At 42.3% G+C, this 15,054-nt stretch carries 12 protein-coding genes and 1 other RNA gene; 6 read left to right on the plus strand and 7 right to left on the minus strand.

Annotation, left to right across the window (positions count from 1 at the left end; genetic code table 11):
* Positions 1–70 precede the first annotated feature (70 nt).
* Together pssA and B0682_RS07720 are read right to left on the minus strand one after the other, a co-directional pair.
* On the minus strand, positions 71–952 hold the full coding sequence (gene pssA, locus B0682_RS07715; RefSeq protein WP_078307975.1) for a CDP-diacylglycerol--serine O-phosphatidyltransferase: 882 nt from the start codon (positions 950–952) through the stop codon (positions 71–73).
* A 152-nt stretch (positions 953–1,104) separates the two neighbouring features.
* A complete protein-coding gene (locus B0682_RS07720; protein WP_078307977.1) occupies positions 1,105–2,007 on the minus strand; it encodes a 23S rRNA (adenine(2030)-N(6))-methyltransferase RlmJ in 903 nt (300 codons plus the stop codon).
* Between the two features lie 238 nt (positions 2,008–2,245).
* On the opposite strand from B0682_RS07720, the gene B0682_RS07725 reads away from it, so the two are divergent.
* On the plus strand, positions 2,246–2,575 hold the full coding sequence (locus tag B0682_RS07725) for a TraR/DksA family transcriptional regulator (RefSeq protein WP_078308117.1): 330 nt from the start codon (positions 2,246–2,248) through the stop codon (positions 2,573–2,575).
* 69 nt (positions 2,576–2,644) lie between these two features.
* Here B0682_RS07725 and B0682_RS07730 read toward each other — a convergent pair whose 3' ends face one another.
* Entirely contained in the window at positions 2,645–3,754 is a 1,110-nt protein-coding gene (locus B0682_RS07730) for a serine hydrolase (protein ID WP_240494933.1), read from the minus strand.
* A 567-nt stretch (positions 3,755–4,321) separates the two neighbouring features.
* Here B0682_RS07730 and B0682_RS07740 point away from each other — a divergent pair.
* The 3 genes from B0682_RS07740 to B0682_RS07750 all read left to right on the plus strand — a co-directional run bounded on the left by B0682_RS07740 (position 4,322) and on the right by B0682_RS07750 (position 8,830).
* Positions 4,322–4,957 (plus strand): response regulator, encoded by a 636-nt coding sequence (locus tag B0682_RS07740; protein WP_078307981.1) that lies wholly within the window; start codon positions 4,322–4,324, stop codon positions 4,955–4,957.
* 82 nt (positions 4,958–5,039) lie between these two features.
* Positions 5,040–6,908: an ATP-binding protein gene (locus B0682_RS07745; RefSeq protein WP_240494934.1), complete on the plus strand. Its 1,869-nt coding sequence runs from the start codon at positions 5,040–5,042 to the stop codon at positions 6,906–6,908.
* A gap of 56 nt (positions 6,909–6,964) precedes the next feature.
* The gene (locus B0682_RS07750; protein WP_078307983.1) at positions 6,965–8,830 is read left to right on the plus strand and encodes a sigma 54-interacting transcriptional regulator; all 1,866 of its coding nucleotides are present in this window, start codon (positions 6,965–6,967) and stop codon (positions 8,828–8,830) included.
* Positions 8,831–8,943: 113 nt separating this feature from the next.
* Here B0682_RS07750 and B0682_RS07755 read toward each other — a convergent pair whose 3' ends face one another.
* Complete coding sequence (locus B0682_RS07755) at positions 8,944–10,536, minus strand: S41 family peptidase (RefSeq protein WP_078307985.1); 1,593 nt, start codon at positions 10,534–10,536, stop codon at positions 8,944–8,946.
* A gap of 73 nt (positions 10,537–10,609) precedes the next feature.
* Positions 10,610–12,223 carry a 2,3-bisphosphoglycerate-independent phosphoglycerate mutase gene (gene gpmI / locus B0682_RS07760; protein ID WP_078308126.1) on the minus strand — a complete coding sequence of 538 codons (1,614 nt, stop codon included), beginning with the start codon at positions 12,221–12,223 and terminating at the stop codon, positions 10,610–10,612.
* Between the two features lie 203 nt (positions 12,224–12,426).
* On the opposite strand from gpmI, the gene ssrS reads away from it, so the two are divergent.
* Positions 12,427–12,621, plus strand: a non-coding RNA gene (gene ssrS / locus B0682_RS07765) — 6S RNA.
* A 147-nt stretch (positions 12,622–12,768) separates the two neighbouring features.
* Here the strand turns inward: ssrS and B0682_RS07770 are convergent.
* Positions 12,769–13,404, minus strand: coding sequence for an FxsA family protein (locus tag B0682_RS07770; protein ID WP_078307987.1), 636 nt, complete (start codon positions 13,402–13,404; stop codon positions 12,769–12,771).
* A gap of 244 nt (positions 13,405–13,648) precedes the next feature.
* Here B0682_RS07770 and ruvC point away from each other — a divergent pair, with 244 nt between their 5' ends.
* Entirely contained in the window at positions 13,649–14,245 is a 597-nt protein-coding gene (gene ruvC / locus B0682_RS07775) for a crossover junction endodeoxyribonuclease RuvC (protein WP_078307989.1), read from the plus strand.
* A gap of 72 nt (positions 14,246–14,317) precedes the next feature.
* Here the strand turns inward: ruvC and B0682_RS07780 are convergent, their stop codons facing one another.
* Complete coding sequence (locus B0682_RS07780) at positions 14,318–14,959, minus strand: peroxiredoxin (protein WP_078307991.1); 642 nt, start codon at positions 14,957–14,959, stop codon at positions 14,318–14,320.
* Between the last annotated feature and the right edge of the window lie 95 nt (positions 14,960–15,054).

A 15,054-nucleotide genomic window follows, 5' to 3' on the forward strand; every position in this document is an offset into this window, starting at 1 on the left:
GTAGTGTCAAGGGGTTTTTTAAAAAAATTCTGTTTTTTGAGCCTGGCTGATGGCAGGTGTCAGCCGGGAGCTATTGTTTTGACTGTATTTTTTGTTTAATGGTGGTGATAAATCCTGAAATGGCATAGATGATGCCAATGGCAAGGATGCCGACAGGAATGTCATTGATGACAATGCCCATCACAAGGACAGCAACGATAAGGGCGACAAAGGGAACTTTGCGTTTATCAAATTCTTTAAAGCTATGGTATTTAACATTACTGACCATCAGTAAACCACAGATAACCACCCAAACCGCTGCAATGATGGAGATGGTCAGACCAGAGGTGCCAACCAATTCACTGTGATCAATGGCAACCATAACAAAGCTGGTAACCAAAATGGCGGCTAAAGGGCTGGCTAAGCCAACAAAGTATTTTTTATCAACCACACCAATTTGTACGTTGAAGCGTGCCAAACGAAATGCTGCACAGGCGGTAAAAACAAAAGCACAGGCGATGCCAATGCGTCCAAATCCGCTTAAAGCGTAGCTATAAATTAAGATGGCTGGGGCAACACCAAACGCCAACATGTCAGCAAGTGAGTCAAACTGTTCGCCAAAAGGACTTTGGGCATTGAGCATTCTTGCGACTCGTCCGTCCATACCGTCTAAGATGGCAGATAAAAAAATTGCCAATGCAGCTTTGTAAAATTGTCCATTGGTACTCGATAAGATGGAAAAAAATCCAGATAAGAGTGAGATGGTGGTGATGAGATTGGGAGCAAGATAGACTCCACGACTGGCACGTTGTCCATTGGTGTGTGCTTCATTTTCGATGACTTCAAAAGTCAATCCGTCATAGTCATCAGTGTCTGCTAACCGAAGATTGTGTTCGTGTTCGGTATCGGCATGATATGTGGTATTGCCTTTGTGTGTGGTGCTGTTGGGTTTGGAGGTTTTTGGCTCTGTCATGGTGGTGTCTTTTAAGCGATTTGGTTTTAAACGATTGACTTTAGGTAATTGATTTTAAGCTACTGATTTTAAGTGATTTGGGTTGTCAGCCATGTGAGATGAGTACTGTGTCATCGTGATGTCGTGATTTTTTGCTTTATTCATTTTTTGCTTTATTCACCAACCAACCATTTGACTTGATGGCTCTGTTCGGCAGTCATGGCAGGGGCATCATTCGCTTTTAATATGGGGGCAAGATAACTTGTGATGTCTTTGGCATGACGGTCAAACTGCCAAGGTGGGTTAATAATCAACATGCCTGTGCCACTCAATCCGACTGGCACGTCAACAGGATAGGCATTCAGTTCACAAATCAGCTGACGTTTGATGCCTGTGCGTTTCATTTTTTTATGAAAAATTTGTACGGCATCTATATTTTTAATGGGATACCATAACACATAGATACCCTGTTGCCATTTATGGTATGCCAATTCTAATAAGGCAACCAAGGTGCTAAAATCTTTATGTTCTTGTTCAAACGGTGGGTCAATAAACACCATGCCTCGACGTTCTTTTGGGGGAATAACGCCCATGATTCCTTCGTAAGCATCACGATGATGAACACCTATGGGTAATTGGTGAAGTTGATAGTTTAAGGCATCAAATTCATCGGCATGTTTTTCAAAGGCTTCTGCTCGGATAAGAATGTCTTGGTTTTGGGCATTGTTATTTTGGGCATTGTTGGCTATCCACCAAGGAGAACCTGGATAGACATTTTTGTCATAAAACTTGCGAGCTTGAGCAAGTTGTTCAAGATAGGTTGTGATTGCTGATGGCATGGGTTGGTTGCTCTGCTGGGTGTGGACAGCTTGCTCAAGTTTGCCAATGCCGTTTTTAGATTCGTTGGTGGCGGTGGCTTCGTTGCTTTTTAAGGAGTATAAGCCACGACCACCATAGGCATCTAGTACATAGTAAGGCTTACCTTTGTGATTCATTTGGGTGAGCAGTTGTATCAATAAAATGTGCTTGACAACGTCTGCAAAATTGCCTGCGTGATAGGCGTGTCGGTAATTCATAACAGCAAATCCAGTCGATTATGTGAATTGTAACTATTTTATCATGTTAACACACTCAAGGATTGGCTTAAGAAATTTCTTCACCAAATTATGATGCCAAATTATGATATAATACAAACCACTTGCAAAAAAAGTCATCAGATGACATTAATAACTATGGCATTAATAACATGCTGTTTGACAGCATCATGATGAAACAAAAAAAAGCATGAGACAAGACACAAAACAAGGAGCTAACATGAACAACGACCATGGTCAAGCCAAACAGACTTTAGAGAGCTTAAAAGAAGAGTTGCTGACTCGTATTCGTAAAATTGAAGACCATTTATATAATCCTCAAGATGAGTTGAACGAACATTGGGATGACCAAGCCATTGCCATGCGAGATAATGACATGCGTAAAAACTTGCTGGTTGAAGCCAAACAAGAGTTACAACACGTCTATAACGCCCTAAGCCAAATTGAAAATGGCACTTATGGCGAATGTAGCGTCTGTGAGGAAGCCATCGAGCCTAAACGGCTTGAAGCCGTGCCATACGCCACTTTATGTATGCAACATGCCCAATAAATGGGGGCATTTAGTGGTTGGTGTATGGGCAGTGGTTGGTGTATGAATTGGGGCATGGTTTAAGTATATTTAGGTATAACGACGCATCGATAAACTTTGGATAATGTTTTCTGCATCACGCCAACGTATCGCTGAGCTGTCTGCACCCAACAGCACCACCACCGCAGGGCGGTTGTTAATGCGAGTTTCCATCACCACACAACGACCCGCCTCGCTAATAAATCCTGTCTTAGAGATGCCAATTGGGTATAGTTTATCTTTCACCAAATAATTTGTATTCGTGGCATAATAGCGACGGTTGCCACTGCTGTAATTCGAAACATAAAAATCATACTTTGGTGTGGTTGAAAAGCTTCTAATCACATCATATTGCCCTGCTGCTTGCACCAGTTTGACCAAGTCACTGGGTGATGCCACGTTGCGCTTATCCAACCCTGTTGGATCACCAAAGTAGGTAGATGTCATGCCCAATGATTGAGCTTTTTGATTCATGGCTTGGATAAAAGCACCATACCCCCCCGGATAATGGCGTGCCAACGTTTTGGCTGCTGGATTTTCAGATTTCATCAGCATCATCAGTATCAATTCAGCACGATTCATACGATCGCCAGATTGTAGGCGTGATGATGCTTTTTTTGGTCCTACAAAATCAATTGGCTCAAGCACAATCTCTTCGCCCATATTTTGCTCAGCATCTAGCAAAACTATCGCCGTCATGATTTTAGAAATAGAGGCAATCGGGCGAGATTGATGGGCATTTTTTTCATAGATACTACGCCCTGTGCTTAAGTCATAGACCATGACCCCACGAGAGCCTGTGCTGATGGCAAGTTCTTCAAAGGCATTATAATTGGCAAAGTTTCGTGGTTCACTGGGATAAGAATAAGCGGTGATGTTGTTAGCATCAGTGTTTTTGCCACCATAGCCAGTGCCACCATCACTGTTGTTGTACATAATGCTACGAGCACGTTCTAGATTATCTGAACCACCCCAAGCAATACGACCTTGTGATGTTTGGGGTGATGCTTGGTGAGATGATTGGTCGACACCATTGATGCTTAAACCTGCTTGTGCTGTCGTTGATAAGCATACTACCCCAACCAATATCATTGACGTTAAAAAAGCGGTTTTTCTTGCCTTCGCTGTGGTGTTGTCAAAAGATGGGGTTGTGTTTGCCATGCTGAGCTTTCCTTGTTGATGCCATGCCATAATGTCTAAATAAATATCTAAATAACAAAAAATAACCGTCAATTTTAAACAACATCAATTATTGTGTCATTGCTTCTTACCATCAATTAAGCACATGCGTTATTGGTAAAAAACCAATGTTAAATCGTGTGTTAAATTGTGTGAATAACATAACTTATCATCATGTATTTTACAAGTCTCTTATCATCACAAACCTTGATTTTTCAGACTTTCTTGCTGGTTTGTTACAGATATTAACTTTGTTATTTTGTGTAAATTTACTGTGTGTCAAGTCGTTTGACCTAAAGCAACTGTGTTAATCACCACGCATCATACCTATTGATTTATTCACGATTTTATTCATGATTGAGTGAATCATTTTCAACCACACAAAATATGTATAAAAAAATCCAACGTTACGATAAATTTAAGCAATAAATCATAAAAAAAAGATGACTTATCAGCTAATCCATCAAGTTCTGATGACACAGATGTTATAATAAATAGCAAATAAATTCACGGTAACTAATCCATACAGTAACTAAAAGAGACACAATTATGATTACAGTGATGGTGGTTGATGATCATGATTTGGTGCGTACTGGCATCAGTCACATGTTGCATGACCATGCAGACATCAACGTGGTGGCAGAAGCTGGTGATGGCAGCACCGCCTTACAGTTGGCTCGCCAATTACGCCCCAACGTGGTGCTGTTAGATGTCAATATGCCTAACATTGGTGGTGTGGAAGCAACCAAACGACTATTACAACTTGATAATGGCATTAAAGTGCTGGCGGTGAGCAGTCTAAGTGCTGAGCCGTATCCGTCCATGTTGTTAAAAGCTGGTGTGCATGGCTATATCACCAAAGGCACAGGGTTTGATGAGATGATTAAAGCCATCAAAAAAGTGGCTCAAGGTGGCCGTTATTTTAGCAGTGATGTGGCAGAACAGTTGGCACAGACCGTGTTAAACGAAACGCCCCAATCACCCTTTGACATACTCAGCGAACGTGAAAAGCAAGTTGCCATGATGGTGGTGAACTGCCAAAGTCCACAACAAATTGCTGATCAGCTGTTTGTCAGTGTCAAAACCGTCAATACTTATCGTTATCGTATTTTTGAAAAGTTAGGCGTGGACAGCGATGTTAAACTTACCCATTTGGCGATGCGTCATGGGTTAATAACACCATAATGATGACTCATCATGATACATTCATCATGACACATAATGATGGCAAAAGGGCATATCAAACCATAAAAAGGTAATAAAAATCATGGCGTTATTTAAGTCCTTATCTGAGCATTGGCAAACACAATCTAAGCTGTCTTTGCCACTTTCACAAATACGCAGAATTGGGTTACTTTATTACGCTTATCGCTTGTTCATCAGTGTGATATTGTTTGTTACCAGCTATGCGTTGGTATATGATGCCTCACGCATCATGGTAAGACTGCCATCTTTACTTCAGCAGTTGATACTGATGTTTTATATTCTGTTTAGTCTGTTTGCCATGACTTTATTTGTGTTGGTTAAGCATAAATCACAGCGTCAGTTGTTGGTGGCGTTTGTGGTTGATGTGATATTTTTTAATTTTTTGATATTCATTAATGGGGCAGCAGACATTCAGATGATGCTACTTATCATGGTGGTGGTGGCAGCCAGCTTTATGCTGTTGATTTCTTATCAAGCTGTTGTCATCACCATGTTGGCGGTGATTTTAATCATTTATCAGCAGTTTTTTTATGCCATCGCAGGGAGCATGACCCTACTTCGCTTTAGTGATGCCATGCTTATGGCATTGAGCTTTATCAGTGTGGGTTTTTTGAGCTGGACGTTGTCAAAGCGGCTGGCTCAAGTTGAACAGATTGCCAGTCAGCATGCTGAGACATTGGCAACACTCAACCGCATCAACACCGAAGTCATCAGTAAAATCAATCATGGGGTTCTGGTGTTAGACACAAAAAATAACATTTTACTGCACAATCATGCTGTTACCAGTTTGTTACATGTTACTGACTTGTATGTTACCACCACAAATAATGCCTTTTTTTCTGATACTCAGCATAAACCAGCCATTTCATCAGTAAGGTTGGGTAAAACAAGATTGGGTAAAAAAATGTCAGCAAGATTTAAACGGCTCATCGGCAGTCAAAGCCAAGAGTTTGAACAAGAACAGCTAAAAGCCGTTAATCAAAACAATCTTAAGCTCAATGAATTCATCAAAGAGCAACTGCCTAGGCTACAAGATAAGCTTGATGCTGCCCGTCTTATGCAACAATCACAATTTGAGCTACAACCGTTTAAACACATTGACCAACCATTACGGTTTAACACCACTTTATTACAAGATAATAGCTTGCTTGTCATCATCGAAGATGTCAAACGAGAACGCAATAACGCCCAACAGCTCAAGCTGGCGTCCTTAGGACAGCTCACCGCCAGCATTGCCCATGAAATTCGCAACCCACTTGCCGCCATTTCCCAAGCCAGTCAGCTATTGATTGCTGATGCTGACGAATGGCAGTTGACTGCCAATACCATCACCGCCTCTGCCATCAGCCCCAGCAATGATGCTAACGCCGAGTTGTATCAGATGATTTTTAAGCAGACCAAACGGGTCAATCGTATTATTGAAGATGTGTTAAGATTGTCAAGACAAGACAAGCCCAACCTGCAAGTATTGAATTTGATTGAATGGTTAACAGACTTTATTGCCAATCACTTTCAAGGACATGATGTGTTTTTACAGGGTCAATGTGATTGTCAAATATTTTTTGACCCCCATCATCTTGAACAAATTTTAATCAATCTGATTAATAACGGTCTAAAATTTAGCGGTAAGGTACACGCCCATGCCTTTGTTATTCTTAAGGTGGGTTGTGATGTGCATGTTACCATTGATGTCATTGATGAAGGCGTTGGGGTAACCCAAGCACAACAAGAACAGCTATTTATGCCATTTTTCACCACCGATAATCAAGGCACAGGACTTGGGCTATATTTGTCGCAATCATTTGCCCATGCCAATCACGCCCAGTTATCGTATGAAGCAGAACATGAGCATACGTGCTTTCGCTTGATGATACCCAAAGCGGTGCAATCGCCAACAGGACACATGACGCAATCATCACCTTTAAAATGAACAGTGAATGAACAGTAAAAATAAAAAAACACAGCAATAGTAAGGAATATCCATCTATGCCCCACGCCCTTGTAATTGACGATGAAGCAGATTTGTGCCGTTTGATGCAAATGACCCTAACCAAAATGGGAATCACCAGCGATATTGCCTATGAACTTGAGCATGCCAAAACCAATCTGGCAAATAAGGCATATGATTTTTGTTTGACTGACTTAAAACTCCCTGATGGCTCAGGGTTAGACATTGTGAAACTCATTACCAAAGAATATCCCTTAACCCCCGTTGCGGTCATCACCGCTCATGGCAACATGGACTTGGCAATCGAAGCCTTAAAGCTTGGGGCATTTGATTTTGTTAACAAGCCACTAGAGCTACCAAGGTTAAAACAACTTGTGTATCATGCCCTAAAAGTCGGTCAAGAATTCAAAGCCCAGCCGACAGACACGCTTAAGAACACCCCATCTCCCAGCCAACAATTGTTGGACAAACATCTGATTGGCACATCTGATACCATGACACAGCTTAAAAGCACCATCATCAAGCTTGCTCGCTCACAAGCCCCTGTGTTTTTATGGGGAGCATCGGGGACAGGCAAAGAAGTGGTGGCACGCATGATACACCAACTAAGCCCCAGACAAGAAGGGGCATTTGTCCCTGTCAACTGTGGGGCTATCCCATCTGAGCTGATGGAATCAGAGTTTTTTGGCCACAAAAAAGGCAGTTTTACAGGTGCAACCACGGACAAAATGGGTTTGTTTCAACAGGCCAATGGTGGTACGTTATTTTTAGATGAAGTGGCAGATTTGCCTTTATCTATGCAGGTTAAGCTACTAAGAGCCATTCAAGAAAAAACCATCAGAGCCATTGGTGATACCAAAGAAGTGCCTGTTGATATCCGTATCCTATCTGCCACCCATAAAAACTTATATGAGCTGGTTGAAAAAGGACAGTTTCGCCAAGATTTATTTTATCGAATCAATGTCATTGAGCTAAAACTGCCCACATTAAACCAACGCAGGAGTGATGTGCCAATGTTAGCAGGTCATTTTTTACGCTTAATTGAACAAGAATGGCAACTTGAGGAGCCATTACATCTCACTGACACTGCCATTGATTTTTTACAACATTATGACTTTGTGGGTAATGTGCGTGAGTTAAGAAATTTGCTTGAACGGGCAATAACCATGACCGACAGCACAGACATAGACGTCACTCATCTACAGCCCACACATCTGTCTCGTAACGCACCAACACAACACCAACAAACTCAACAAGACACTCACAGAGCCAATCAATTCAACAACCAAATGGCAAACAGCCCAACCATAAATAACGAACCAAGACCGAACCAAACCAGTACTTTATTGCCACCCCAACCCAACATCAGCATGAATGCCAATGCTTTAACACCACGCTATGGCAATGCCAATGTCAACATGCCAAGCTCCATCACCGTCAGCACAGCCCCCAACACCTCCCCTAATTTCACAAACAATACAAACAATACAAACAATACACAAAACCAACACCAAACTGATGCTTATCTTTTTCCCATAAGCCACTCACCCACAAGCCAGCATGACGATAAACACAATACTGGACAAAACAACATCGAACAAAATAATGATAAAAACACACACCAAGAAGAGATGAATCGATTGAGTGCCAATAATAAAGTGGGGGCTAATCTGACCATTTGGCAGAGCTTTTTAGATGAACATCTAAAGCCAAATAACCTGCCCAAATACGGCATAGAAGCGTTTTTACAAGAACAAGAAAGAATCCTGATTGCTGAAGCACTCAAATTGTCTGAAGGCAATAAAACAGAAGCTGCCAGATTGCTTAACTTGACCATGCGTTCTTTGCGTTATCGCATGGATAAGCTGGAAATTGACTATGAAGCCGATGATGCTGACATGTGATTAAATACAACAAAACAAACGCAAAAAAACAAACGCAAAGAAAAAAACACAAAGAAGCTTAAGTAAATTCTAACAAGATGACAGTGTTAAATATTAATGTCATCACATAAAAGTTACGGCATGTTATTTATCTGCCCAGATAAGCGTATGCCATGGGGAAAATGTGTGAGCCAAGTTTTGTGATTTTGGGGTTGTTTGGCATCTAATAGCTCTGGATTTAATGATTGACCTGTTACCCAAAGTAGGGCTTGTTGTAGCCAAGGGTCATCTGCCCCATCTGATCTGTCTAGAGGATTAAAAGGTTTGGGGATAAACTTATTGTCATCTGCTTGGGTGGGCATTGCTTGGATAGGCAATGGTAACAAGGCAACATCAGGCATGACACCTTGACCATGAATGTTTTGTTGATTGGCATCAAGATAATGAGCAACCGTCAATTTAATGGCATAATCTTGGTCAAGCTCAAACACACTTTGCACCGAACCTTTACCATAGCTGGTTTCACCCATGATAAGGGCAGTGGGATTGTTTTTTAAACCACTTGCCATGACTTCACTGGCAGATGCTGAATGGCGATTTTGCAACACCACCACCGGTAAGCCTGCCAATATTGCCCTACCCTTAGGATAAAACACCTCTTTGATGCCTTGCCGATTTTCGAGATAAGCGATGGGCTTATGATTGTTTTGAAACAAACTGACAATAGCAACCGCCGATTCCAAAACCCCACCAGGGTTATTACGCACATCAAATATGACTCCACGCACAGGTTCTGGGTAACGCAACAGCTCTTGCAAAATTTGTTGGCGGCTCACTTCTTGAAACACAGGTATGCGAATAATGGCAACACCATCTTGCCAAGACACAGACACCGATGCGTCTGTATTGATGCTACGTGCCAAACCAACTTGACGCTTTTGTCTGCCTGCCATCGACACCGACAGCTCAACGTAAGAGCCAATCAGCCCTATTAACTTGGCTTTGACGTCCTCAGGATTCAGCATTTTGGTCAGCTTAACCCCATCAATGGCATGAAGATAATCCCCAACATTGATGCCTTGCTGTTCTGCTGGCGATTCAGGCAACACGGCTTCAACCACCCAATGAGCCAAGTCGTCATGATATGCCACATCAATACCCACCTGACCCAAACCCCCTTGGGTGATTGTCTGTAGGTCATCATATTGTTGTCTGTCCAATAGCTCAGAATAAGGATCTAACCCCTTTAACATGCCTTTCATCGCTTGAACAAACAAGTTTTCATCATTAACAGCATATAGATATTGGGTTCTGATGGTATTTATCAAATCCACAAACATCGCCAACGTCTTTGGCGAGATGGCATTTAATGGCACGCTTTGGGTAACAGGAGACAATGGTTGGGCAGAGTCAACGGTGTCTGCCTGCCAACTTAGGTCTTTTTGCCCCAGAACTTCCACATCCAAACCATCATTAGAAGGAAGCGATTCTTCAACAGAAAAACCATGTTGATGGTTGGTCAGTAGTGATGATAAAGGGTTGGGATTGATGGCAGAAGAAGCCAAGGCAATGGGCATGATGACCATCTGTAAAACCAGCGATATCCCCCATCGCCATGCTTTATTTGAATGAGTGATGCCAACCACTGAACGTCTCATATCACGGTGGCTAACAAGGTGATTCATCGAACAAGATTTTATCAAGGCAAATGTTCGACATTCATTCATACACAGTACTCAATCAAAAAAACACCCAATCAAAAAACCAGACAGATACTTATTAACCCAAATATTGACCAACCTAAATATTAACTAACAAGCTATGACCTGTCATTTCATCAGGCTTATCAAGCCCCATCAAGTCAAGCAATGTCGGTGCAACATCGCTTAAACGACCACCTTCCACCACCTTAACAATTCTATTACCCACGTATATCAATGGCACAAGCTCGGTGGTATGTTGAGTATGCACCTGTCCGCTCACATAATCTTGCATCTGCTCACAGTTACCATGGTCAGCGGTGATGAGCAGATGTCCGTTGGCTTTTTTTATGGCATCAACCACCCGTCCAACACACCCATCCAAAGTTTCTACCGCCTGAACCGCTGCCTCAAACACGCCTGTATGACCCACCATATCGCCATTGGCATAATTCACCACCAACACATCATATTGACCTGATTCAATGGCTTCAACCAGTGCATCAGTCACCTCTTTGGCACTCATTTGGGGCTGTAAATCATACGTCTTCACATTGGGTGATGGAATTAAAATGCGTGTCTCACCTTCATACTTTTGTTCACGACCCCCACTAAAAAAGAAAGTGACATGGGCGTATTTTTCGGTTTCGGCAATGCGTAATTGGGTTTTTTTTTGGTTTTGCAAGTATTCGCCTAAGCTGTTGGTCAATTTGGTGGGCTGATATGCCACCAAAACATTAGGCTGACTGCTAAGCAAATCAGAATAAGGGGTCATCATCACAAAGGCGGACAATTTTGGGCATTTTTCTCGGGCAAAACCCGAAAACTCTCTGTCTGACAACAAAAATGCTGCTGACAACTCTCTGGCTCTGTCAGCTCGAAAGTTCATAAAAAACACCGCATCGTGGTCATTGACGGTAAAAGGTGTTTCACCATGCTCAATCACAGTGGTTGGGCTGACGAATTCATCGGTTTCTCGTGATTTATACGCCGCTTGTATCGCCCCATCGGCACGGGTTGCCATGCGTTCTGCCTTACCTTCGGTTAACAGCTCGTAAGCTTGTTGCACCCTATCCCAGCGTTTGTCCCTATCCATGGCAAAAAACCGCCCACAGATACTGGCAATCTGTACTTGGCTACCATAATGGTCGTTTAAGCCATTAAGATATCTTCGAAACCGCTCAATGTATTTATCCGCTGACTTTGGTGGGGTGTCTCGCCCATCTAAAAAACAATGCACATACACTTTGGTAACCTTATGCACCACCAAACTATGACACATGGCTTCGATGTGGTCAATATGAGCATGTACGCCCCCATCAGACAAAAGCCCCATCACATGCACCGAACCGCCTGCCTGCTTGACCTTATCAATGGCAACATCAATGGCAGGGTTTTGATAAAACTCACGAGAGTCAATTTCTTTGGAGATGCGGGTAGACTCTTGGTAAATAATCCGTCCAGCCCCTAGGTTCATGTGACCCACTTCAGAATTACCAAATTGCCCTGCTGGCAAACCCACATCTTCACCAGAGCCTGAAATAACCCCATGTGGATAATCTTGATAAAGTTGGTCTAAATTAGGCGTATTGGCATGGGCGATGGCATTGTCATTTTTTTCTTTACGATGACCAAATCCATCTAAAATCATCAAAACATGGGGGGTTTTTGCGTGTGGTTCTTTAGCCACATTAGCCACATTCTTTTGATTCATTAAGTTGTCTTGGCTCATAATATTGCTCCATTTTTTGTTATAAATTAAATGTTGCCATGATAGCACAGCCACCCCACAAAAGCTAATTAACCGACTTTAGTTTAATATTTAGCTAAACATATCATGTCAGCATGTCACACCAGTTATCACGCCAGTTGGTCATCACATCACTTGCATCTGAGCCTGTTTTTGATTACCATAGTCTCCTTCTGGAGTATTCGCCAGTGAATGGTATTCCCTGAGCCGATACGCATCACTTAGGACATGCAACCTACTGTTTTGTTGTGTATGCCTGCATCATGTTTGATATATCAGGAAACCTAAAAAGACAGTGTCATGTCCGCCCTGAACTTTACGGTTCATGGGTTCTCATCTCACAGCGGTACTCTGGTTTTTATTATTATTGTGCGGTTTTTGTTGTTGTGATGTTTGGTTTTTTTTAATAAAAAATCCCCAAAATTTATGGTTTTGGGGATTTTTTGGTTTGTGCTTATTTATTTTTATTCATCATTTTTATTGTTTATCTTTATCATTTATCAGGTTGATTACTCGTCGTTGGCAGAAGACAGTTTTTTGATGTTTTTTTTGACATCTTTTGCTGTTCCTTCTACTGTGGTGGTCGTGCGTCCAAAGTTGCCTTTAGCAAAACCACCGCCAAATGGTGATTTACCAGCATGATTAAAGGGATTATTGCCAAATGGATGTTGACCTTGTTGCCCCATGCCCCCCATTTGGTTTAAGTCGCCCATATTGGGAAATCCTGCCATACCCCCCATTTGCTTTGCCATCATTTGCATCATTTTTTCTTGGTTTTTTTGTACATAATTATTGGCAAAGGTTTTAAACTTATTTTGAACAGGTGGCAACAGCACAATGACCGCCAACACATCGCTGATAAGACCAGGAATGAGCAACAGCACCCCTGCCAATGCCATCGCCACTGTCTTTATGATGGTGGACTCAGGTGGTCGCATGGCAGGGTTGAACATACCACCTGACTTGATTTGTTTAGCCATTGGGTTTAGTACCGCCATGCCTTTACGCATCAGCATGATGCCAATAATTGCTGCCGCCACAAACCAAGCAAATACCCACCAACCGCTGATAAATTGGGCAATCAGATACCAAATCAACATTTCAATAATAAACCAAACCAAAGTAACGCCTACCGCTGTACCCATGCTCTATCCTAAGTCCTAATTTTTGTGTGAATTTGTGTGAATCAATCAATTAAATCAATTAATACGCTTACGCCCATCATATGGGGGCTGTTATAATGACATTCAATCTGTGACGATGCAAGTCAACATATTTTCTTGTTTATTAAGACTTGTTTTTTTCAAGATGATGTTTGGGTTTAAGAAGGTGTTTGGGTTTAAGATAGTATTTAGGGCATGTCCCTAATATCAACTGGGTGATAAGTTTATGGCATTGATTTTGGGCATTGACCCTGGTTCTCGAATGACAGGTTATGGGCTGATACAGCAAATAGGTGATAATTTGACATTCATTGATGCAGGCACGATACGCACCGACAGCGACGCCATGCCTGAGCGGTTACAACAGATTTTTTTTGGCATTGAACGAATTGTGCATCATTATGGGCGTTATCATCATCAACCCATTCTCGCTGCCATCGAGCAGGTATTCATGGCATCTAATCCTGATTCTGCTTTAAAACTTGGACAGGCGCGGGGGGCTGCCATTGCCGCTTTGGTGTCCAATCAACTCAAGGTATCTGAATACACCGCCAGACAAATCAAACAAGCCGTCTGTGGCTATGGGGCAGCTGATAAAGAGCAGATTCAAGCGATGGTGTGTCGAATTTTAAGCTTGGACATCACCCCACAGGCTGATGCTGCTGATGGGCTGGCATGTGCCATTTGCCATGCTCATTCTAATCACTCTGTTAATAAGCTGATGGGCAATATGTTGGGCAATACAGGCGGTGGTGGACACAATCGCAGTAAGAAAAAGGGGCGTTGGCGACTGACCGAAGAAGAACTTAAGCAGTTACGCTAAAACGGACTGGTCTTCAACAAACATGGCGTTTGTTGAAGACCATATCATGTCATTTATTTGACCCGATTAAGGTTATTTATTAGGGGCTGGGGTGATGCGTAAGTAAGGCTTGATTTCAGTGAAACCTTTGGGATAGTCGGTATCTTTGATGTCTTCAGTTTTAATGCTTGGTGGAATGATGACATCGTCGCCATCTTTCCAATCCACTGGTGTGGCGACATGATGGTCATCAGTCAGTTGTAGGGCATCAATGACACGCACGATTTCATCAAAGTTACGTCCAACACTGGGCGGATACGTCAGCGTCAGACGGACTTTATGCTCAGGGTCAATGATAAACACACTGCGTACGGTGACGTTGGCATTGGCTTTGGGGTGTATCATGCCATATAATTCAGCAATCTTTTTGTTTTCATCACCGATGATGGGGAAGTTGGGTGCGGCGCCTTGGGTCTCAGCTATGTCGCTTGCCCACTTTTTATGATCGTCCACATTATCTACCGACAAGCAAATGGGCTTGACATTACGTTTGTCAAATTCCGATTTTAAAGCAGCAGCACGACCTAACTCAGTGGTACAAACGGGGGTAAAGTCAGCAGGGTGCGAAAACAGCACCACCCATTTACCTTTGGACCAATCATGAAAGTTAATCTGACCTTCTGTGGTGTCAGCATCAAAGTCTGGGGCAATGTCGCCTAATTGAATATTCGCCATGATGGTGTTCCTATTTTTGATTCAAAGTTTTAATTGGCTTAAAAACTGTTTGAATCTTTATTCAAACAGTTAAACCAGTGTAAACGAACTTAATG

The organism is Lwoffella lincolnii (assembly GCF_002014765.1).
Lineage (GTDB): Bacteria > Pseudomonadota > Gammaproteobacteria > Pseudomonadales > Moraxellaceae > Psychrobacter > Psychrobacter lincolnii.